Genomic DNA, 22,482 nt, shown 5'->3' on the forward strand with positions numbered 1-22,482 from the left:
TACCCTATGAGATTCATATCCCTGCTAGTTTTGATTTTCATGGCATCCTTTAAGGTACAGGCGCAGCAAGACAGTATTGAAAAAACGACAGTCACTTTAGCCTCGCTTTACAGCAGTAACGCGAGTTATTATGGACAAGCCACCAATGAAAAACTTCCTTATATATTAGTTAATGCAACAGTCAGGTTCCCTATTGGCCTGTATTTTTCTGCAGGTTCTTATAAACTTTTAAATTACGGAGGAGGTTTATCAGAAACGGATCTGGGAGCTGGTTTTGATTATGACTTTAATGATAAGTTTAGCACGGGGATAGCTTATACGCGCTCTTTTTTCCCTTCAAACTCACCATTATTGCAGGCTGCGAATGAAAACAATGTGAATTTCTCGGCTAATTATAGTTGGCCCTGGCTCAAAAGCTCATTTAGTGCCGACTATGCTTTTGGGAAAGAGAATGATATTTTTCTCAGCCTTACTCATTCCAAAGAAATCAGTATCGGCAGCTTATTTAATGAGAAAAATGCGCTTTCATTAGCGCCTGCGATAGAATTGGTAGCAGGTACGCGGCATTTTTATGAAACCTATACCACAAAAAAGAACAATCGCGACAAATCTAATGGGAAAGGCAAAAGCCCTGTTTCACCTGGAAATTCCAATTCAACGATCACGACTACTGTGCCTGCTGATAGCTTTAATTTATTGTCTTACAATTTTAAATTACCACTTAGCTTAAGCCGGGCAAATTATATGGCGGAAATTAGTTACCTGTTATCTATTCTTGGACCTAAAGCCGAGGCTGAATTAAGACAACAGCAATCGTTTTTTGGTCTGGCTTTTTACTATCAGTTTTAATCCAAATTCCTATGAAAGTATTAATCGTTGAGGATGAAAAAACACTTGCTCATGAAATGGATTCCTTTCTAAAAAAAAGCTTTTATCTATGTGATATTGCGCATACCTTCAAAACCGGGCTGGAACAACTAGAACTGAATAAATACGACTTTATATTAATAGATTTAAGTTTACCGGATGGCGATGGACTGGAGATTTTAAAAAGAGCTAAAAAGAACAATCCTGACGCGGCTTATATCATTATTACCGCAAGAACTCAGCTAAAAGACAGAATTAGTGGACTGGATCTTGGTGCAGATGATTATCTGGCCAAACCATTTTACCTTTTAGAGCTGCAATCCAGAATGCAGGCCATTGCACGACGGAAATTCAGTATCACCGAAGAATTGTTATCTATTGGCGAATTCCATATAGATCTTCCCAAAAGAGTGGTCATGTTCGGGCAGGAAAAGATCGAACTTTCTCGCAAAGAATTTGACCTTCTGAGTTATCTCTTACTCCATAAAAATAGAGTCCTGACACGTGCTCAGTTAAGCGAACACATATGGGGTACTTTTGTCAATGATGATTATGACTCAAATTATATCGATGCTCATATTAAAAACATTCGTAAGAAATTAAATGTATGGGCTGACACCGAATGGCTGGAAACTGTCCGTGGTGTAGGCTACCGAATTAAGAAGTAACATGAAATTATCTACTAAACTTACCCTCTTCATTACCGGGTCAAAACTGGTGATTGTATTGTTGTTTGTGCTCGCGCTACCCTTCCTGGTGAAACAGATTGCTTCTGAGTACACCAATTATACTCTAAAGCAGCAGCGAAAGAAAGTCCTCGATATTGTAAAAAAGAATGGCACGGATTATTACTTTCAGGGTGAAGATAATTATGGTAGTTATACCATGCTTAAGGAAGAGTTTATTGCATTACTACCGGTAGAATCCAGTCTAAGCATGGATACCATTAAAAATTCTCAACGCCTTATAGAAAGGGATACGCTCAACTACAGAGTTCTGAGTTATACCTTTAAAGACAAGAACAAAAATTATCTGCTGGAGATCGGTAAGACAACCGCAAGTATCAACCAGTATAACAAACCCTTACAACGATTTGCCTTATATGTATTGATCATCCTGATTGGCCTGACCATACTAATTGACCTTACTTTTATCCGTGTATTGATCCGTCCGCTGGCAAAAATTATAAAGACAAAATTAATAAACCGAAAATTCCCCTTTAAAGATGGGCAGAAACGGGTTCAAACCAGTACGACTGATTTTAAATACCTGGATGAATCGCTAATCCTTTTAATGAGCCAGATCAATGAAGCCTTTTATAAAGAAAGGGAGTTTACTTCCAATGCTTCCCATGAACTGATGACGCCTATTAGCATTCTTCAGAATAAAATGGAAAATCTGCTTACGGACGAAACCCTTGATGAGCCATCTTCTATGGCTATTATAGAAATGATGAAAACAGTAGATAGATTAAAAAACATCACCAAATCTCTATTGTTGATTTCCCGAATTGAAAATGAGCAATACATTAGAAAGGAGCAGGTTAAACCGCTGCTACTGTTTAACGAGATTGTAGAGGAGATCAGTCATCGGCTCGAAGAAAAACATATCCAGATCTTTATAAATGTCTCAGCAGAGGCGATATTGGAAGGCGTTAACAAAGACTTGCTGTTTCAGTTATTTTTTAATCTGATTCATAATGCCATTAAGTTTAATCGGAACAATGGAGAGATTTTCATAACGGACAATTATTTAAACAACGGCACTTACGAGATTATGATTACTGATACCGGCATCGGAATTCCTAAAGCGGATTTACCATTTGTTTTTAACCGCTTCATGAAAACGAATCTGGAAGGGGATGTTGGATATGGCTTGGGGTTAGCCATCGTAAAAAGTATTGCGATGTACCATCAAATACAAATCAATGTTCAATCTGAGATTGGAGAAGGTACCACTTTTAAAATTGTGTTCCCAGCCATGTATTAAGCATGAAAGGCAAAATCGTAGTGTCTTTCATGCTGGTATATTCAATTACTTACTCGTTTTAATTTCAGGATACAAGACAAAAGCGATGTAATTTTCTAGGCTAAGGTAGCGCTTTGCTACGTTCTGAACGTCTATAGGTTTCAAATCTATAAGCAATTTATCATAATTAAAAAGCATTGTGGGATCCTTATGCTCCCGATAAACATCTACCAGGTAGCTATTCCAAAAAGCATTAGTTTTCAGTTGCGTTTCCATAGCTAATTTTTGTTCTGCTTTAAATTTCGCCAGTTCGTCCATAGTAATACCTTCTTTTACTAGTATTTTGATCTCCTCTTCAGCCGCTGCAATTAATGAATTAACCTTTTCAGGTGCACAGCCAAATGAGATGCCAACCCTAAATTCTGGAATAGGATACTTAGCATAGCTTACGGAAATATCAGGTGTGTAAACACCACTTTCTTTTTTCCTCAACCGCTCTAACAACCTGAAATCTAATACTTCCTGTAAAGCGTCCATTGCAATATTCTGCTGTACTCCATAATTATAATCACCGCTTAAGACCAATTGAACAGTAGCTTTATCTTCCGTGCCTTTATAAACATCCTTTCTGATGATTCCTTTTGGCGTTCTGACACCAACATCTTTCCAGCTTTCTTTTCGTTTTATGGAGGGTAAAGAAGCAATGTAGCGCTTCAGTAAAGGACGTATGGTACTATCCGTAAAATTGCCCGTAAAAATGAAGGTAAAATCAGATGCATCAGCAAACCTTTCCTTATAGATCTCGTAAGCCTTTTTAAAAGAAATTTGATTGGCTTTTGCTAAACTTGGTCCGGTTCTACGTGGATGGTAACTCCCCAACACCGCATTTGCAGTATCCGAAAATACCAGTCCCGGAATATTTTCACGATTGAGTAAACTACTTTTATAATTAGCTACTAAACCATTAAATATAGCTTCATCGGCCTTAGGCGCAGTAAAATAAAGGTAGAGTAATTGCATAGTAGTTTCAAAGTCTTTTGGAGCAGTGCTCCCTTTAAAACCTTCATAACGCTCGGAAAGGTATGGGGAGATATTCAGCAATTTACCAGACAGCATTTTTGGCAATTGTTTAGCATCAAATGGCCCCAGTCCGCTGCTTGCAACCAATGTAGTTGCATTAACTGCAGACTGATAATCATGATCTGGATAAAGGGAATTACCCCCAGGACTAAAAGCATAAAAAAGTACCTGGTCATTTTTAAAATTGGTAGGCTTTAAAACCACTTTGATTCCGTTGCCCAATACCAATTCAGTTATATCAAGCCCCTTAATTTTAGTTTCTTTAACAATCTTTCCTTCTTTTGGCACTTCTTGTAGAAGTGGTAAATCGACCAAATTATCAGAATAAGCTGAAACTTCAGTATTTTTAACTTCCGCTATCCATTTCAAAATGGTAGATTCTTCTGGGAGGGAGGCTTTTTCACTTTCAGGACCTAATACCATAATATCCCGATTGGCATCAACATAGTACTTAGCAACCAATGCATTGATATCCTCAAGAGAAATCTTCATTATTTCATCTCTATAAAAATGATATAAATATTCTTTCCCCGGACTAATTTCTCCGTTTAAAAAATGCTGCAAGTACTCCTTAACATACTGAACAGATGGCGTTTTATCTCTTTCTTTATAGACTGATTCCTGATAATTCAGCGTTTCATTTTTCACCCGATCGAGCTCAGATTGTATAAAACCATGACGTTTAACCCGTTCCAATTCTGTATAAACCGCCTTAAATCCACGTTCTAATTCATTTGGCTTTGCTGCAACGACTGTCGAGGCAACGTCTACTCCTTTGAAAAAATTGCCAATGCTGGTTCCCCCTTGCAAATAAGGGGGATTTGCTTGTTTACGCAGCTCACTAAATCGTGAGGAGATCAGTTCATTGTAGATCCCAGCAATCAGATTATCTCTCAGATCATTCCTTGTTCTCGTCACATCAGATCGGTGTTTGCTCATGATTTGGAGTACTCTTGAGGTATATTCCGGGTCTGTTACTTTTATAAACTGGTTTTTCCCATCAAGGTTAACACCATATTGAATTCTCTTTTCAACTTGGTCTGGCGCTTTAAAGTCAGAAAACTTCTCGATGATCATTTTTTCCATTACGGCAGGATCAAAATCTCCGACAACAATCAATGCTTCCAGATCCGGACGATACCAGCGCTGGTAAAAGTTTTTAATCATGCTGAGGCTTGCATTTTTAATCACTTGTTCTGTACCAATTGGCAGGCGATCTACATACCTGGAATGGTTTAGTAAGACTGGCCAATAGATTTCACGCATACGCTCCTCCGCACTCTTGCGGAGTCTTTTCTCTTCCAGGATAACACCCCTTTCCGGCTCCATTTCCTGAGCTTCTATCAATGCCGCACCTGCCCAGTCGCGCATAATTTGAATTCCTTGTTTAACCACTTCTGGGTTGTCTGTTGGAATCGGCAACTGATAAACCGTCTCATCAAAACTTGTATAGGCATTTAAGTCTGCCCCAAAACGAACACCTACACTTTGCAGGTAATCGATCATTTTATTTTTAGGAAAATGTGTCGTTCCTTTAAAACTCAAATGTTCTGTAAAATGAGCCAACCCACGTTCTTCCTCTGTTTCCACAATAGAACCAATCTTATTGGCTAGGTAAAATATGGCCCTATTTTTCGGCTCAATGTTCTTTCTGATGTAATAGGTAAATCCGTTAGGCAGTTTACCCACTTTTACACCAACATCCAGCATCAGTTGATCCTTAGCTCCTGCAGGGACCGTCTGTGCGCCTGCGCTATAAATGCAAAAAGCAGAAAGTAATACAATAGGTAATATTCTTAATAATCTCATTTTCGTTTTCTTCTAAATAAAATGGCTCCGCCCAAAACACCAATCAATAGTGGTATCAGCCCTAAAAACAAAGCTTTTTGAATGTTTATCTTATTTCTGTTCACCAAAATAGTCGTATCTACTGCTTTTGGTCTTGGATTAGAAATAGGATACTTACCATCACTAAACCATTTCATTGTTTTAATTACAAAACTTGCGTTAACGCCGTGGGTAAGACTTCTTGAAACTTCAATATTGGCCATAAAGTCGGCATCTCCCATCACCATAATCCGCTGCTCCTTCCCGGCAACTGTTCTGGTTACGGCCAGTGCTACGGGATAACTCTCCTTTTGCTCGCTTGAAGTGTCAAAAACGATCTTATCTTTAAGATCGAAAGCACCTAGCTTTCTCCAGCTTACCTGTCCGTTGCTAACGAGTATCGGTTGTTTTTTATAAGAACCCTCATTATGATAAACCAATCCTGCAACACCAGGCACACTCACTATCGCACCTTCATAAAATGACATCTTATAGGCTTCAGCTGCTGGCGTAAAAAATGACTGAACAAAATCAAGTTCGTTATTCTCACTTTCCTCCAGCAGTGTACCATCCAATATATTAACACCGAGTGTTGCCAGCAAAGGATTTAAAATCTGTTGACGGCCGGGCTCACCGGCAATCATCATATTACCACCAGCATCTAAAAACTGATTGATTTTTTGCAACTGTGCAGCAGTAAATGGAACAGTTGGGTCTGCAGCAATCAGTACAGTCAGACTATCTGGAATCTGATCGGTCTGATTCACATCAATGTCAACTACATTAAATCCCTGATTAATCAATGATGCCCTGACATTCAGCCCTTTTGTAATGGCCTGATATCCCCTGTCGCTGCTGTTATTCGCACTACGCTCATCATTTCCAATCAACATTCCAGCTGTTGCAGGTCCATCCAGCAATCTCTTAAGTGCGGCATTGATCTCCGACTCTCCTGGGTAAACAAACATGTCATGAAACATCCTCAATGGAGTCTGTTTGCCATCATATTCTATAAAACGGACAAAGCAATTCTCCTCCGGAATTAAATTAATCCGTTTTTTAATCTGCGCTGGCGTTAGCAACTCTGAAAAATTAAACCCTAATGCAGTAGCAGCCTGCTTCGTCTTTGCAATTAATGTTTTAGTAGTATCATTATAACGAACCAAAGAATCATAATAAGCTATATATTCCATCTTCATGTCAGGCTTAAAACGTTCGTACATTTCAAACCTCCCCATGTCTCCAATCCTATTATCTGGAGCACCAAACTGAGTGTTGGATTCGATAACATTACTATAAGAGACTATTTTCAGTGGTTTTGTAAAACGTTTAACGAGTTCCTGACTTTTTTCAGTAAGCGTGCGGTCTTTAAACCTTGTTGTATCAAAATAAGCCGTTAATGATGGCAGGGAACTGATGTACCCCAAGCCAATAAAGACCAGCAACACTACCGCATAGCGCATTATTTTAAATCCGGCACTTCTAATCTGTCGACCCGAATTTAGCTTGATGATGGTTAATAAAAGGAACAATGCGATGACTAGTATAAAATAAATTGTATCCTTAGTCGTGATCATTCCGTTGATCATGTTTTCCGTCCTGCCGGCCATAGAAAGCCAATGCGTAAGATCTCTAAGAAAATCAGTCCCCTTTCCTATTTCACCGATGAAATTTAAACATGCCAGTACAGCCAGTGTACTGATTGCTGCAACTACCTGATAAGCTGTTAAACCAGACATAAAGAGTCCGATGGCAGTATAGGCACAAATGAGCAGATAAATACCAAAAATACCTCCTATTACAAATGATACATCCAGTGCCTCAATAGAAGCATATCCGGCTAATGCAAAGCCCAGTAAAATAAATATCAGGATAAGGCCATAAGCCATCATGGCTAGAAATTTCCCTAAAACAATTTCAGTAACTGTAACTGGTGATGACAACAAGAGTTTAATGGAGCCACTACTGGTTTCTCTACTCAGCAATCCCATGGTCAACAATGGAATGTATAAATACAGATTTTCCAGTACGATCGTCAGCATTCCTTTTTCTCCTGCGAACAATACTTTCGACATTGGACCAAGGGCACGTTCCAGTTGCTGGTAAGTTTCCTGGCTATACAAGATGTCTGTAAAAGTGATGCCACTTTGTATAGTAAAAATGATGAGCACCAACCAGGCTATAGGAGAATAAAACAATATACTCAGCTCAAGTCGGGCTATCCTTATAATTTTTTGCATTTCCTGTTTTAATTAAATTTTAGCCGTTTTCTTAGATAACTGGGCAAAAATGCCATCCAATGAACTTTTTTCAAGATATATTTCTGCCAAAGCCCAATTTTTATCCTGACAAGTACGAATGATGGTCTTGGTTATTGTGGGACCGGTATTAAAATGCAACCTAAATTGATTGCTGTGCAGCAACTCGGCCTTAGTTATACCTGGTATTGCTTCCAATTCTGCTATTTCAGGTATAAAGTCTAATATCAGTATTAATGAATTCGGCTCTATATAGTTGTTAAAGGCATGCATAGAATCTGCAAATACAATATTTCCATGTTCTATCATGATGATGTTATCACATGTTGCCTGAACTTCTGATAAAATGTGAGTTGACAGGATCACTGATCGGTCTTGAGCAATCTCTTTGATCAATTTTCTTACTTCAAGAATCTGGTTAGGATCTAGTCCATTGGTAGGCTCATCCAATACCACCAACTTCGGATTGTGGATAATGGCCTGTGCAATACCAACCCGTTGCTGGTAGCCTCCAGAAAGGTTGCTCAACACTCTTTTGCTAAAATGAGAAATGCCACACTTAGCTTTGGCAGTTTCAAGACTGTTTTTTATTTCGTTAGCAGGTATAGAGCGCATGTATGCGCAATGTGTAAGGTACTCATCAACGGTCAGCTCCATATGCAGGGGTGCTTTTTGTGGCAGGAATCCAATCAGCTTTTTAGCTTCGACCGGATTATTACGTACATTGATGCCATCAATAAAAACATCGCCCTCAGTTTGGTTAATTACCCCGCATAGGATGTTCATTGTAGTTGATTTACCTGCACCATTGGATCCAAGTAAACCTAAAATTCCCTTTTCAGTAACTTCGAAACTGATGTCTTTAATGGCCCAGTCTCTACTGTAACGATGTGAAAGGTTTGCTATTTTAGCGATGCTTTGCTTCATATTCTATATTTTATATGTAGGTTGTATCAGTGATATATAATTGGTGCGAGATGCTGATACCGGCCTGCACCGGCATGACGAATCACCAATGCCCGAATTAATGATACAGCCTGATTTGTTATTTTCTTTTACGGTTAATTAAAATGTAGGCTGCTGATAATGCAAGTAATGCTGGTAAAATTCCCAAGAGGCCAATTTTAAGCCAGGAGATTTGCTCACGTGAAATCAGGATATGGTTGTCTGTTGATTTTGGACGGACAGTCGCAATTGGAAACTCGCCATTGCTAAACCATTTAAACAGATTTGTGGTAAATCCGGCGTTTACAATCACTTCATCCGATTTTGAAATGGTTGCATTGCTCATGAAGTCCGCATCGCCAGAAACGATAATTTTTTGTTCTTTTCCAGGCAATTTCCTCATCAGCGCCAATACCGTAGGCACGCTAGCTTTATGATCGACTGCAGGGTTAAAAGCTATTTTAACGCCAGTTGCATCAAAATCACCTAATTTATTCCATACCAACTGCGCATCAGTGGCAAGTAATGGCAGGTAAGTATATCCTTGAACGGGTTGATATTGAATCCCGACTACACCAGGCATGTTAACCACACTTTTTTTAGCATAATTAAACTTTAATGCATCCGATTCAGGCGTTAATTTAGCCTGCACCATGTTGACATCCAATTCTTTGCTTTCCTGCAATAAGGCACCTTGCATCAGCTCCACACCTAAGGGTCTCAATAATCCATTTAAGGCTGTTTGTCTGCCTGGCTCAGCGGCAATTAATACATTGCCACCATTCTGAATATAGGCCGCTATCTTTTCAAGATTTGCTGCCGTATAAGGGGTTTTAGGATCTGCAATAATCAGTACCGCAAGATCAGCAGGAATAGGCTCGGCTGCAGACAGATCTATACGTTTCATATCAAAGCCCTGGTTGATCAGCGACATCCTGCTTGACATGGTGTTCAATATGTTCTTGTAGGCCTTATCTCCTGTTTTGTCGATACTACGTTCATCATTCTGATTCAGCACTCCCACCACTGGCGGTTTTACCAGGAACCTCTTCAGGGCAGCAGAGATTTCTGCTTCTTCTGGATAAGCGATCATATCAAAATACATCCGTAGAAAAGTCCGTTTACCATCATAATTTACAGTGCGGACAAAGGAGTTGTCTTCCGGTGTAAGGTCGATTACCTTTTTAATTTCTACAGGGCTCAACAACTTGTCAAAGTCGTATCCCTGTGCCGTAGCCGCACGAAGGGCTTGCTCTTCAAGTGGCTTTGTTTTATTACGTATGTAAAGTGTAGTGTCATAATAAGGCACATAATTAAACTTCAAACCAGGTAAAAAACGCCTATATTTTTCAAATGCCCTTAATTCGAAATTTCTCATTTTTGGTGCCCCGATGTTTACAAAAGCGCCAAGTACGTTTGGATAAGTAGTAATACTTAAGGGTTTATCCAGCTGTTTGATAATCGCCAAACTTTCATCAGTTAAGGTATTGGTTTTTAATCGTGTGGTGTCATAATACCCAATAAATACAGGTAAGGATGTTACATAACCAATCATCAGTATAGCTGCGATCACCAGGGTATATCTGGTAGCGGTAGCAGCCTGACTTCTAATTTCCCTGCCAGCATTTAACCGCATAATACTCAAGGTAAGAAAGGCTGTAATCACCAAAAGGAAGTAAACGATATCATTACTGCCTATCATTCCATTAATGAAGTTGTCGGCTCTTCCAGATATAGAGATCCAATAAGTAATGTCTCTAACAAAATCATAAGCCTGACCAACGCTTCCTACAAAATTCAGTGCAGCCAGAATAGCCAGTGTGCTGATCGCGGCAACAACTTGATAAGCGGTTAGAGATGACATAAAGATACCAATTGCAGCGTATGCGCAAATGAGTAGGTATAAACCTAAAATTCCGCCCAGCACATGCATGATATCGAGGTGCTCAATCGCAAAAATGCTTGACACTGTTATTCCCAACAGTACCAGCATTAGCAAAGCACCATAACCCATCATGGCGACAAATTTCCCTAAGATAATCTGCATATTGGTTAATGGCGATGAGAGCAATAGTTTAATAGAGCCGCTACTGATTTCACGGCTCATGAGACCCATTGTTAATAATGGAATATATAAATACAATTTCTTCTGCACGGCGGCAAAGAAACCGTTTAGACCGCCAAAAATATCCGCAGTTAAAAATTCGAGATTATTTCCAAGCTGTTGTTTTGTTTCAACCTCATTGAGCATGGAAGTAAATGTGACGCCGCTTTGAATGATGAAGATAATCAGAATCAGCCATGCAATCGGGGAGTAAAACAGTATACTAAGCTCTAAACGGGCTATCTTTAATACTTTCTTCATTTGTGTGTGTTCGTTGTTTATATGAGGTTAAAAGAGGTTGTCTCATTAATCTGTATTATGCTATTTTTATACATTTCGTCATCCTAAAATAAATTCAGGATGACGATCGGATTAATGATACAACCTCTGGATGCTCATTTATTTTTGGGTGGTGATAGCAGTTATTTTACCAAAACCTCCATAGCTTTTTATGTTCGGTAGATCGATATTACCAATTCCTATATTTATCATCGGCATGATATATAACTTGCCCTCAGTTCCGTTATAGGTAGACATGATTAACTGCTTGTTATTAGTAGGCAGATATAATTCACCATATGGATAGTCACTTTGTCTATAAATCTGCAAAGTACCAATTGTCTCCCCCGCAGTCAATGTATAACGTTCCTGGAAAGTTGGGGTTGCATCACCATAAAGCATCGCATAAATCTTGTTAGCCGTTGCATAGTAAAGAACCTTTTGATTGTCTAGCAATACAAATTTCGTAGCCTCGTTAATACCAGGCGCGTTAGACATATCATAGAAAGCTTTAGGTGTCGGTGGTATGGTTACCCAGTCATCAGAATTAAAACCTCCTTTATCAAGAACATATAACTCTAACTTACCAGTAGTTTTGTCCTTAAGTACATGAAGAATATCTTCTCCTACTCCTACTCCAGCTGCAATATTCAATTTATTAGGTAAGTTACCAGGATTAAATGCCCCTCCAGATATAGATGGGTAAGGATACATTGTCCTGTCTCCATAAGTCGAAACGGAAGGCATGTAGACAAAATATCCATTCTTTTCATCGTAAAAATTAGCGGCAACCTTTACATCGTCACTGTACGCATTTATAGCTAATTGACCCGGTACCTGATATTTAAAATCGAATGGCAAACCAAATTTCTTTGTAATGCTTAGATATGAACCTGCCATCTTACCATTTTCTACATAAACTTCTGATTGCTTAACCTTATATATAGCTTCTGGTTTATAGGTTCCTACATGACCAAAGAAAAGATCATCGTTGGCGGCACTGAAAGTATAATCTAAAGTTCTAATGGTTGTGATACTCGTTGGTGTAGTTGCTATTATCGAATTTGCATTGGCCACGTTTGTATACAACATTTCCTTAATCAAACCAGGTATTGTTTTCCCATTTATGGCAGAATATACATGACGTTTAATGCTTTCAGAAGCATAATCAGGTGTAACTAAAGGGGACATTATATGACTAATATCACTTGAAATGCCGTCGGCTGAGGTCTCTGCGATTACCAATCCTTCTCCAATACTATTTCTCACATTTACTTTCCAGACTGTAATGTATTTAAGCCCAGTTGATTTATCCGTAATTATATATTTTAATTGATGGTAATCCAGGGAGTTATTTGGCTTTAACCTAATTTCAGCATCTAAATCTTTAGTTGTACCTAGTATTAAACTTGTAGTATCGCTGGGGATAATATTAATACGCCATTCATAAGTTAAATCCGTCTCCTTCAAAGATGTGGTTATTTTCGGTTTAACCACCAAATGGTCAAATTGAAAAACATTTAGAACATCCGTACCTGTAGCATCTACTACTACCCCATCAATTTTATTATTATCAAGAGAACTTAGATCCTTTTTACATGCTAAAAAACTTATAGCAATAAAAAGAAATAAGCATATTTTTTTTGTTATAGCTTTCATGTTCTTAGTCAAATTTAGAATGAGTATAATATAATGGTACTATCTCTTGTCCTGCAAGTGCGCCATCATCATGTTTCAAATGATCATTAGGATGATCCTTATTCCACTGTTTTACATAGTCCCCAAATTTAGTTCCCATAGCTTCTGCTCCAGCTGCCCCTACGACCCTATACTCCGTGATCGTAAATTTAGTTAAACCTGTGGTTTGCAAAATGATCCTATATGCGGCAGTACTTCCTTTACTTGTAAAATAGTATTGAAAATACGACCATGGATTAGGTACTAAAATCTGATTGGTCCATCCAATTATATATTCCGCAGATTCTTTATTGCCGACTTTGAAATCTTCAGAATCTACCAATCTTAATTTTAAAACTACTTTGCTGGTATTTAATTCTGCGGAGTTTTTAAGCTTTACGTTAAGCTTACCAATAAATTCGCCTGCTTTTACTTTACCCTCTAAAATTTCATACTGGCTATCTTGTGCAGTAGTTGTGGCATCTTTTACAGCCACGGCTTTTAAAATCCTGTCCCGCGGTTCAGTATTACCAATTATTATCACCTCAACTTCTTGTAAGTACTCAGGATTAGGATTAGTCATAAAAGAATACTCTGTAGAATATAAGGGCTTAGCAGGCGTAACCAGAAAATTTATAGCGGGCTCTGCTGTAAATGAACCAACCTCATCTTTCTTACAAGCGCTTAACATTAACGTCATTGCGATAATTAAGCTGAACTTATTTCTTAAATTTTTCATAATTTATATCGTTAAAATGTTAATTACTGTATCCTGTTACCAAATTCAATTTCACTTGCCGGATAAGGAAGTACGTAGATATTATCGTTAGCAGTAACAGCAGGGCCTAAACCAGGAAATGTAGTTTTTCCTAATCTTTTGTAGTAAAAGAATAATTGACCCTCCATAATAAATTCCTTACGATATTCTTTTTCCAACTCAACTTTTATGGTTTCTGCATTAGCCATTGTAGGTATATTTTGAATAATCCCTCTATTATTTCTTATGTTGTTGAGGTATTCTATTGACTTAGATGGATTAGTACTAACATATGCTTCGGCTGCTATATAATACATTTCAGGCAGTCTGATTAAAGGCATATTATTCCTGGAAGCTATAGATAATTTTTGCTGAAGTTTAACAATGGCAAAGCCTCTTGTTTGTTGAGATAATAAAGTGTTATAACGATAATCTACCAATCCTATTTCAGAATTTGCAGTTTCATATAATTCAGCTGCTCTTGCATTGGTTAAATAAAGTGCTTTTGCATTCGCTGCAGCTAGATCTAAGTAAGGATTTATAATATCTACAAATCCTAGTACATTCAACGTAAACAAGTGTTCTGGATATAATGCTGGGTCAGCGAGTGCTGCAGAAGCAGAATTTACTAACTTGGCAGAAGAATATTTAATTACTTCTTCAGCTGATAATGCTGCATTAGATAGATTTTCATTTCCGCCTTCCCATAATAAAATCCTAGCCTGAAGTGCTCTTGCAGCATAATAATTCATGCGCTGCTCTCTTTTATTGTAAAATCCGTCCCTGTTTATCTCGGCATAATACGTTGCCGGCTTTTTAGGATTATTATAAATAGGATCTTCTTTCAATAGCACAATGGCATCACTAATATCCTTGTTCAGTAATTCGAAGGTTTTAGCGTAAGAAAGCTGAGGAGTAATTTCTTTTTTAAATTCATTAACATAAGGAATCGCGAATTTACCGGCTAAATCAGATCGATTGGAAACATTGCCATAACCATATAAACGCATTAAATCAAAATGTAAAAAGGCCCGTAAACCAAGTAGTTCTCCCTTAATTATGGAATAGCTAATGGGATGGAGTACTACCTTATTTTTATCTATGTTTGAAAGTGCATTGTTAACATTTGCAATTGTATTATAGCTTTGATTCCATGCAGATTCTATAATTGGATCAACAACGATATTTTTGTAATTATAAGTCTGGAAATATGCATATGGAGCTGAACTACCTACTGGCAATGCTGCATATTGCTGCCCCATAAGATCAACCATATTCCAGGTCATATCCTGTGCATAAGCACTTTTCTTGGTCATACCCAGGTACACGCCCATCAGCGCATCCTTGAAACCACTTTCAGACTTAAACTGCTCCTCAGATCTAACCTCTGAGCCCGAAGTCACGTCCAGCCATCCTTTTTTGCAGGAGCTGGCAAACAGCACTAACATTAGTGCAAGAGTGATATTTTTTAGTGTTGCATTCATGTTCTATAAATTAAAAGGTTGCTGATAAATTGAATGACAATGTTTTAGCAAATGGATAAGAAGTTCCTCGTTCAAGCTTTATAGACGAAAAGGTAGCCACTTCGTTCATATTAAATCCAGCTTTGAGTCGCTGAAGACCAAGTCTATCGGTGAATTGCTTATTGAATAAATAATAGACATTTACAGCAGCAATTGTTAACTCATTTCTATCCTGTACAAAACGGGTTGTTGCACGTGTTTTTTCATCAAATGGGGTAAATGAACCATCTTCATTTCGTTTGTCATACTTGCCTAAACGTTTAAATAATGCATTCTGACCGGGTGTTGTCCATCTTCCTGTTAACACTCTTTTATCTACATTATAATTCATATCCACATTTTCAACACGGTCAACCAATGTTTGGTTATAAAGTTGTCCGCCCCCCAGATACCTTGCTGTAACACTCAAACCTATGCCTTTATGTTCAGCTGAAAATCCAAATGTCCCCTGGTAATCTGGCACTGAATTACCAGCAACTACCATATCGTTCGCATTCCAGATATAGGTTGTGTTCCCATTGCGGTCAACATAAATTTCTTTTCCAGTAGCAGGATCGATACCTAACGACGGAACTGCCCATATGGCATTCATAGACATGCCGTCGACATATTTTTTAACTGGTGCACTATTGCCCTGATCAGCTGCTTGTTTATCCATAATCTCATTATAAGATTTCATGGCATTAGATAATTCTACAATCTTGTTTTTATTGGTTTCTATCCCAAAATTTAAAGTAAAGAAGCTGCTTTTACGCGACCACACCATATAAGAGGCATAGAGTTCAAAGCCAGTATTTCGCACCTTTCCCAAATTGTCTTTTACGGAATTAAAACCTGTTGAACCGGGCGTGGTTACATTTGTAATCAGATTTTTAGTATCGGCCAGGTAGTAGTCAAATTTTAAGCTCAGATTATTTATATTCAAATCGAGACCAGCATTGTAATCAAATTTGGATTCCCACTGCAAACCTGAATTTGCGAGGTTAAGTAAATAGGAGCCAGGAAATCCCTGATAGGTAGTTTCTGTATAATAACCATAGGTCGCCACTGCCTGATTGGTCATGAAATTCGAATTACCTGTTGAGCCAAGAGAGCCTCTCAATTTCATTTGTTTAATTGCCCCCAAGTTCTTCATAAACGATTCGTTATGAATATTCCAGCCCAAGCCAAAACTCCAGAATTTAGCCCAGCGGTTATCGGTTCCAAATTGAGAAGATGCATTGGTGCGAACAGTTAAGTCCGACAAATACCGATTGTCATACATGTAAGAAAATGCGCCCAAGAAACCCAATTCACGAGTTATAGCAGAGCTCCCAGTAGGTTTAGAATCTATTGCATAGGCCCGTCCAGATATAATATTATCCATTCTGTCACTTGAAAATCCTTCAACTTTATGTAACACTTCGTTAAAATTATATTCACTAACGTTAAATCCTCCATTGGCAAACATCACGTGTTTATCAATCTGCTTAGAGTAATTAAGGTTAAAATCGCCAGAAAGATTCTGGCTTTTACCATTGTTTACCTGGTAGGATCCTTTTCTATTTGCATCATCAACATAATAACTATCAAACATGGTATGTCCTGCAGGATAAAACTCATCAGCATCGGAACTCTTGATATCGACTCCTAAACGTGTAATGGCTTTTAGTTCAGGAATTATTGCCCATTCCAGATAAAAATTATTTGTAAAATTAAAGTAGCTGGTAGCCACCTTAGAGTTTAACGTAGAATTGTATAATGGATTGGTATATTTGTAGTCACCAATAATTTCTGCATAGAAAGGGATTGTACCATCTGCATTAACTGCTCTCCAGTAAGGGTTCATTTTTGCATAGTCGGCAAAAGTGCCATAAGGAGATTCTTTGGCGTTATTTTGGTTAGCACTTGTTATATTCCTGAATAATAGATTCTTCAAGCGATATGACGTGGTAAAACTACCGGAAATATTTTTACGATCAGACCCAATCATTGCTCCTTTCACATCTCTATAAGATAGATCTGCCAAAACATTCAGTCCTGAACCACCAAGCTCTACCGTTATGCTGTGCTTTTGACCTATCCCAGTCTGAAGTGGTTTAGCTAACCAGTAAGTATCTAAACCTTCAAGCGCTAGCTTTCTTCTAGAATTATACAATTGTTCTAATGCAACAGAATTTTCCGGGAAACCAGAGTTTCCTTTTGGATATAGATAAAATCCATCTATCCTTTCAGCTTCTAATTTTTCTAAGGAATTGGTTAAGTTGTAACTGCTCAAATCAGGTAATTCCAAATCTAAACTAGCATTATAGGTCACCATTGGTTTAGAAGATATTAGCTTCTTTGTTTCAATAACCACAACCCCATTCGCCGCTTTTGAACCGTAAATGGCTTTTGATGCCGCATCTTTAAGGATCGTTACACTTTCAATGCGATTCATGTCGAGGTCAAAAATCCTTTCAATATTTGCTTCAAAGCCATCCAATATAAACAAAGGTTGATTTGGACTTCGCTCGTAGTTTCCTTTCAGTCCTACTGCAGTGTTATCTCCTGCCGGAAATGTAGAAGTACCTCTTAACTGAATATCAGGCAACGCGTTTGGATTTGATCCCATAGTAAAATTATCCAATACCATGGAAGGCGAGATGTTTTTCAGAGACTGGAAGAAGTTAGCATTCCCTACCTTTTTCAAATCTTCACCTTTAATAACCAAAGTAGAACCGGTGTAACTATTGGCCTTACGGGTATAGATACCTGTATTAATCGTCACTTCATTTAAACCTCGGACCTCCTCTTTCATGACTATATTGATGGTTTTTCTACCAGCCACAGGTACATTTTGCGTAATATAACCAAGCGAAGAAAAGCTAATCATGTCCTGATCAGAAACAGTAGAGAGTGTATATTTCCCGTCTTTATTGGTAGTGGTTACATGTTCTCTGGTCTCCAAAACCGGATTATCAGCTGGTTCTGTTGTATTGGCTTTTTTCATCTTAAAACTAATCGAATTGGAGACCAGTCTAACAGTTACACCTGGTATGGGTTTTCCAAGGGTATCCCTTACCGTTCCCTGTACATCAATAACACCCATATTACGAACAGTGCCCATCGCAATAACAATATCGTGTGTAGGCTTTAAGGTGATGTTTTTACCAATAATCTGGTATGCAATACCCATTGGCTTGAAGTATTTGTTCAATACTTCCGTAATTGTTGCATTATTGGTGGTGATACTGAGATTATTGACAGGAAAACTGCTCTCATTATATAAAAACACATATCCTGATTGTTTTTCAATAGCTTCCAGCACCTTGGTCAGAGGTGCATTTTTTTCGTTGAGCGTAATTTGACTATATCCCTTGGCACTGACCTGCACCAAGGAAATGAATAAAATTATCGTTGTTAACTTCATAACCTGGAAGAGTTGTTTTAGCGGCAAATCGACGCATAGCGGGATGCCCTTAGTATTGGAACTAAAATTCATTACATTTGTAAATGTTGGGTTAAAAACAAGGAAATAATCGCAAATTATTTATCTGTTAGGCTCTCGCCAATACAGAAGGGTTAACCCAATAAAATGATACGGAGGTGTTAGAAGCGCCTCCGTTTTTTTATGGCTAACCAAATGAATTTTAATTCTGCTGTCGTAGATTTTCGATCATAGTTGGTTGTTTAGGTTCTAGTTAATGGATTTATATATTATTGTTTTTCAGGTTCTATGATTACTTTATTATTTTCGACACGGTACTTAATGCCTATGTATCCGATGCTTTTCAGGGCTTCCTGCAGGTTTACATTTCTGTAGATTTTTCCTGTAAATGAGATTTCAGGAACCTCTCCTTCATAAGTAACTTCTACATTGTACCAACGGGAAATTTGCCGCATTACAGTTTCTAAATCAGCTCTTTTAAAACTAAACAAACCGTTTTTCCATGCTACAACCTGTTCTGTATTTACAGAAACGACTTCTATTTTATCCCCCGAACCAATTATCGACTGTTCTCCAGGCCTAATAATTTTGCTACTACCTTTGCTAGATACTTTTATGCTACCTTCAACCAACGTGGTTTTTACAAATGGTTCATCGGTATAATTGTTCACATTAAAATGCGTGCCCAACACTTCTATAAGCTGATGATCTGATAGGACACGAAAAGGTTTAACAGGGTTTTTAGCAACCTCGAAATAGGCCTCACCTTTTATCTCAACCGTACGCTCATTTCCTGCAAATCTTGTCGGGAACTTTAATTTGGATGCCGCATTGAGCCAAACAGAAGAACCGTCTGGAAGAATCACCTGATAAGTACCAGAACGTGGGGTTTCTATCGTATTGTAAGTAATTTCAGATCCTTTGGTAGCAGCAGTGCCGGAAAGATCATAAATCAATTGTCCGTCTTTAGATTTTTTGATTAAAACATTACCTTCTTTAGCCAATGCACCAGACTTGGCATCCTTTAGGTCTATCTTGCTCCCATCTGCCAAAATTAATACAGCTCTATTTCCTCCAGGGCTAACATCCGTGATATGAGATAGCTTCTGCTCTGCTTTTGGTTGAAGATAGAAAAAATAAAAAGCAACGCTTAAAAAGAATAAAACTGAAGCAGCAGCAGCGATCTTAGGCCACAACTTCAGAGTCGCCCTTTTTGTTAAGCCTAAAGCCTCGCTCATTTCTATTTCCACAGCTTTCAGTTCCAGTTCAGATAATTCTGGTTCGTTCTCTGCATTCCAGTTCATATACCAGCTTTCAAGCCAGGCTATTTCTTCTGGCGTACATTGATTGGCTTTAAATTTCGCTAATAACGCGCTGGCACTTTTCTTTTGTATTCTTTTAGACATTACTTATCCATTGTTACCTACTAGACGGGATGTGAGAGGTCAAGGGGGATAATTATTTCATTTTTTTTTTAAAACGAGAATAAAACTGGCAAAAAGAGGCTAAAACTTGTAATTGAGCAAGAATATTAAGTATATCACCAAGCCAAGTTTAGTTCTAAGAATTTTCAGGGCCTTTTTAATTTGATCTGTAACAGTTTGCTGTGAAATCCCCAATTCCTCTGCAATTTCTTTATGACTCATGTATTTTTTTCTGCTTAACTCAAAAACCAGACGCATCCGTGGTGGCAGTGCGGCAATCTCCTTTTCAATTATAGCGACGATCTGTTTTTCACGGATCACATGATCTGTTACAGCAGTTCCATTATCCAGAAAATTTTGTAATGAGCCTAAATATTTTGATTCAACGGTTTGATGCGAAATAAAATCAAAAATCTTATTTCGAACAGCCGTATATAAATAACCTGTCAAATTAGATTTAAAATCAATTTCATGCCTTTTAGTCCACAATAAAGCAAACACATCTTGAATTACATCCTTAGCTTCCTCTCGATTCCTAAGCTTTTTATATGCGTGACTATATAAAAGACCATTATACCGTATAAAAATCTGACTAAATGCACTTTCGTCACCCGAAAGAAGCAAACTAGCCAGTTCCCCATCAGTAAAGGAATCATATGAAGCCATTTTTTATTATATTATGTATTATTCAGCCAATTAACTTGCTAAAACTACAAGATTAATTCCATTTTTTAGCTAGCAACTACTAAAGTCATCGAAACTTGTAGCCCAATACGGGAGTATTGAGCTAAAATTTTATTCTCTTATCTGATCATATTACTAGCGACAGGATAACTCGGGTCTTCATAAATATTCACATCAATTACTTCATCTGCATTTTTCAATAGCAAACGGCAATCATCACTCAAATGTTTTAAATGGAGTTTTTTGCCGGCTTTCTTATAGCGCTCTGTTAATTTGTTCAAAGCCTCGATTGCGGACATATCAGCAACTTTACTATCCTTAAAATCGACGACGACTTCTTCTGGATCATTTAGTACATCGAATTTTTCGTTAAAAGTTGCGACCGAGCCAAAGAATAAGGGGCCATACATTTCATAATGTTTTACCCCATTTTCATCAATGTACTTCCTTGCTCTAACTCTTTTTGCGCTTTCCCAGGCAAATACCAACGCAGAAATAATAACACCAATTAAAACGGCTAAAGCAAGGTTATGAAGCCATACCGTAATAACGGCCACTAAGATTCCAACAAAAACGTCTTGCTTAGGCATCTTATTGAAAATTTTAAAGCTGATCCATTCAAAAGTACCTATAGCAACCATGATCATCACGCCTGTTAATGCCGCCATTGGTACCTGACCGATGATCGGTGCTCCAAATAGTATAATTAAGAGAATAGTTAAGGAAGCGATGATTCCCGATAGCCTTGCTCTTGCACCAGCAGATAGGTTTACTAAAGTCTGTGCAATCATAGGGCAGCCACCCATCCCAAAGAAAAAGCCATTTAAAATATTAGCGCTTCCCTGAGCAATACATTCTTTATTGCCATTGCCTCTTGTTCCGGTCATTTCATCTACCAGATTTAAGGTCAAAAGGCCTTCTGTTAAACCAACACCTGCCATAATCAAAGCGTAGGGAAAGATGATTTGTAAAGTATCAAGGTTAAGCGGGATATTCGGAATATGGAAAGGAGGAAAACCACCACTTACTGAGGCAATATCACTCACAGTTTTGGTGTGTATATCAAAGCCCAAGACAATAAGAAAAACTACAATAATGGCAACTAATGAAGGTGGTACTGCTTTAGTAATTTTAGGGAATAAGATCACAATAGCAATAGTTAAAGCGACTAAGCCTACCATGATCAACAGTGGCTCACCGGTTAACCAACTTATTTTCCCATCCACGATTGTTTTAAACTGTCCGAGTTGTGCCATAAATATAACAACGGCCAATCCATTCACAAACCCATACATTACGGATTGAGGTACTAATCTGACGAATTTCCCTAACTTGAAGAGGCCGACCAGAATTTGAATTATACCTGCTAATGCTACTGCAGCAAATACATATTCGATACCATTGGATTTCATCAGCGCAATCAAAACGATCACCGTAGCTCCTGCACCACCAGAAATCAGGCCTGGTCTACCTCCAAAAATAGAAGTAACGAGCCCCATTATAAAAGCTGCATATAAACCAACTAAAGGAGGAAAACCTGCTAAAATGGCAAAAGATAAAGATTCGGGCATCATGGTCATCGCCACAGTTATTCCCGCTAAAATTTCGGTTCTATAGTTTACTTTTTGCGAAAAGTCGAAAAAACGTGTGGCTGAAGGCATGCTTAAATTTAATAAGCAT

14 protein-coding genes are annotated in these 22,482 nt (G+C 38.1%); 3 read left to right on the plus strand and 11 right to left on the minus strand.

Annotation, left to right across the window (positions count from 1 at the left end):
- Nucleotides 1-6 precede the first annotated feature (6 nt).
- From FBD94_RS14910 to FBD94_RS14920, 3 genes are read left to right on the plus strand one after another with little or no spacing between them, the layout of a single operon-like run.
- Nucleotides 7-849 carry a hypothetical protein gene (locus FBD94_RS14910; RefSeq protein ID WP_136880761.1) on the plus strand — a complete coding sequence of 281 codons (843 nt, stop codon included), beginning with the start codon at nt 7-9 and terminating at the stop codon, nt 847-849.
- Between the two features lie 11 nt (nt 850-860).
- Nucleotides 861-1,535 (plus strand): response regulator transcription factor, encoded by a 675-nt coding sequence (locus FBD94_RS14915; protein WP_136880762.1) that lies wholly within the window; start codon nt 861-863, stop codon nt 1,533-1,535.
- A 1-nt stretch (nt 1,536) separates the two neighbouring features.
- Complete coding sequence (locus FBD94_RS14920; RefSeq protein ID WP_136880763.1) at nt 1,537-2,856, plus strand: sensor histidine kinase; 1,320 nt, start codon at nt 1,537-1,539, stop codon at nt 2,854-2,856.
- A 45-nt stretch (nt 2,857-2,901) separates the two neighbouring features.
- On the opposite strand, the gene FBD94_RS14925 is transcribed toward FBD94_RS14920, so the two are convergent.
- From FBD94_RS14925 to FBD94_RS14975, 11 genes are all read right to left on the minus strand, one after another.
- Nucleotides 2,902-5,724 carry a M16 family metallopeptidase gene (locus FBD94_RS14925; protein ID WP_136880764.1) on the minus strand — a complete coding sequence of 941 codons (2,823 nt, stop codon included), beginning with the start codon at nt 5,722-5,724 and terminating at the stop codon, nt 2,902-2,904.
- Nucleotides 5,721-7,982, minus strand: coding sequence for a Gldg family protein (locus FBD94_RS14930; protein ID WP_136880765.1), 2,262 nt, complete (start codon nt 7,980-7,982; stop codon nt 5,721-5,723). Before FBD94_RS14930 ends, FBD94_RS14925 begins: the two co-directional genes overlap by 4 nt.
- A gap of 12 nt (nt 7,983-7,994) precedes the next feature.
- On the minus strand, nt 7,995-8,927 hold the full coding sequence (locus tag FBD94_RS14935; protein WP_136880766.1) for an ABC transporter ATP-binding protein: 933 nt from the start codon (nt 8,925-8,927) through the stop codon (nt 7,995-7,997).
- A gap of 118 nt (nt 8,928-9,045) precedes the next feature.
- Nucleotides 9,046-11,310 carry a Gldg family protein gene (locus FBD94_RS14940; RefSeq protein ID WP_136880767.1) on the minus strand — a complete coding sequence of 755 codons (2,265 nt, stop codon included), beginning with the start codon at nt 11,308-11,310 and terminating at the stop codon, nt 9,046-9,048.
- A gap of 138 nt (nt 11,311-11,448) precedes the next feature.
- The gene (locus FBD94_RS14945) at nt 11,449-12,987 is read right to left on the minus strand and encodes a PKD-like family lipoprotein (protein ID WP_136880768.1); all 1,539 of its coding nucleotides are present in this window, start codon (nt 12,985-12,987) and stop codon (nt 11,449-11,451) included.
- 4 nt (nt 12,988-12,991) lie between these two features.
- Nucleotides 12,992-13,744: a DUF4843 domain-containing protein gene (locus FBD94_RS14950; RefSeq protein ID WP_136880769.1), complete on the minus strand. Its 753-nt coding sequence runs from the start codon at nt 13,742-13,744 to the stop codon at nt 12,992-12,994.
- 23 nt (nt 13,745-13,767) lie between these two features.
- A complete protein-coding gene (locus tag FBD94_RS14955; RefSeq protein ID WP_136880770.1) occupies nt 13,768-15,246 on the minus strand; it encodes a RagB/SusD family nutrient uptake outer membrane protein in 1,479 nt (492 codons plus the stop codon).
- A 10-nt stretch (nt 15,247-15,256) separates the two neighbouring features.
- Complete coding sequence (locus FBD94_RS14960) at nt 15,257-18,676, minus strand: SusC/RagA family TonB-linked outer membrane protein (RefSeq protein WP_136880771.1); 3,420 nt, start codon at nt 18,674-18,676, stop codon at nt 15,257-15,259.
- Nucleotides 18,677-18,963: 287 nt separating this feature from the next.
- Nucleotides 18,964-20,100, minus strand: a complete 1,137-nt coding sequence (locus FBD94_RS14965) for a FecR family protein (RefSeq protein ID WP_136880772.1) — start codon at nt 20,098-20,100, stop codon at nt 18,964-18,966.
- Nucleotides 20,101-20,199: 99 nt separating this feature from the next.
- Nucleotides 20,200-20,784, minus strand: a complete 585-nt coding sequence (locus FBD94_RS14970; protein ID WP_131608155.1) for an RNA polymerase sigma-70 factor — start codon at nt 20,782-20,784, stop codon at nt 20,200-20,202.
- 137 nt (nt 20,785-20,921) lie between these two features.
- Nucleotides 20,922-22,463, minus strand: a complete 1,542-nt coding sequence (locus tag FBD94_RS14975) for a SulP family inorganic anion transporter (protein WP_136880773.1) — start codon at nt 22,461-22,463, stop codon at nt 20,922-20,924.
- Nucleotides 22,464-22,482: the final 19 nt, after the last annotated feature.

It is taken from the genome of Pedobacter hiemivivus (assembly GCF_005144565.1).
GTDB classification, from domain to species: domain Bacteria; phylum Bacteroidota; class Bacteroidia; order Sphingobacteriales; family Sphingobacteriaceae; genus Pedobacter; species Pedobacter hiemivivus.

Excerpts from the sequence above, each read along its gene's own strand:
- FBD94_RS14910 (WP_136880761.1), top strand. The coding sequence starts at position 7 with ATGAGATTCATATCCCTGCTAGTTTTGATTTTCATGGCATCCTTTAAG.
- FBD94_RS14915 (WP_136880762.1), top strand. The coding sequence starts at position 861 with ATGAAAGTATTAATCGTTGAGGATGAAAAAACACTTGCTCATGAAATG.
- FBD94_RS14920 (WP_136880763.1), top strand. The coding sequence starts at position 1,537 with ATGAAATTATCTACTAAACTTACCCTCTTCATTACCGGGTCAAAACTG.
- FBD94_RS14925 (WP_136880764.1), bottom strand. The coding sequence starts at position 5,724 with ATGAGATTATTAAGAATATTACCTATTGTATTACTTTCTGCTTTTTGC.
- FBD94_RS14930 (WP_136880765.1), bottom strand. The coding sequence starts at position 7,982 with ATGCAAAAAATTATAAGGATAGCCCGACTTGAGCTGAGTATATTGTTT.
- FBD94_RS14935 (WP_136880766.1), bottom strand. The coding sequence starts at position 8,927 with ATGAAGCAAAGCATCGCTAAAATAGCAAACCTTTCACATCGTTACAGT.
- FBD94_RS14940 (WP_136880767.1), bottom strand. The coding sequence starts at position 11,310 with ATGAAGAAAGTATTAAAGATAGCCCGTTTAGAGCTTAGTATACTGTTT.
- FBD94_RS14945 (WP_136880768.1), bottom strand. The coding sequence starts at position 12,987 with ATGAAAGCTATAACAAAAAAAATATGCTTATTTCTTTTTATTGCTATA.
- FBD94_RS14950 (WP_136880769.1), bottom strand. The coding sequence starts at position 13,744 with ATGAAAAATTTAAGAAATAAGTTCAGCTTAATTATCGCAATGACGTTA.
- FBD94_RS14955 (WP_136880770.1), bottom strand. The coding sequence starts at position 15,246 with ATGAATGCAACACTAAAAAATATCACTCTTGCACTAATGTTAGTGCTG.
- FBD94_RS14960 (WP_136880771.1), bottom strand. The coding sequence starts at position 18,676 with ATGAAGTTAACAACGATAATTTTATTCATTTCCTTGGTGCAGGTCAGT.
- FBD94_RS14965 (WP_136880772.1), bottom strand. The coding sequence starts at position 20,100 with ATGTCTAAAAGAATACAAAAGAAAAGTGCCAGCGCGTTATTAGCGAAA.
- FBD94_RS14970 (WP_131608155.1), bottom strand. The coding sequence starts at position 20,784 with ATGGCTTCATATGATTCCTTTACTGATGGGGAACTGGCTAGTTTGCTT.
- FBD94_RS14975 (WP_136880773.1), bottom strand. The coding sequence starts at position 22,463 with ATGCCTTCAGCCACACGTTTTTTCGACTTTTCGCAAAAAGTAAACTAT.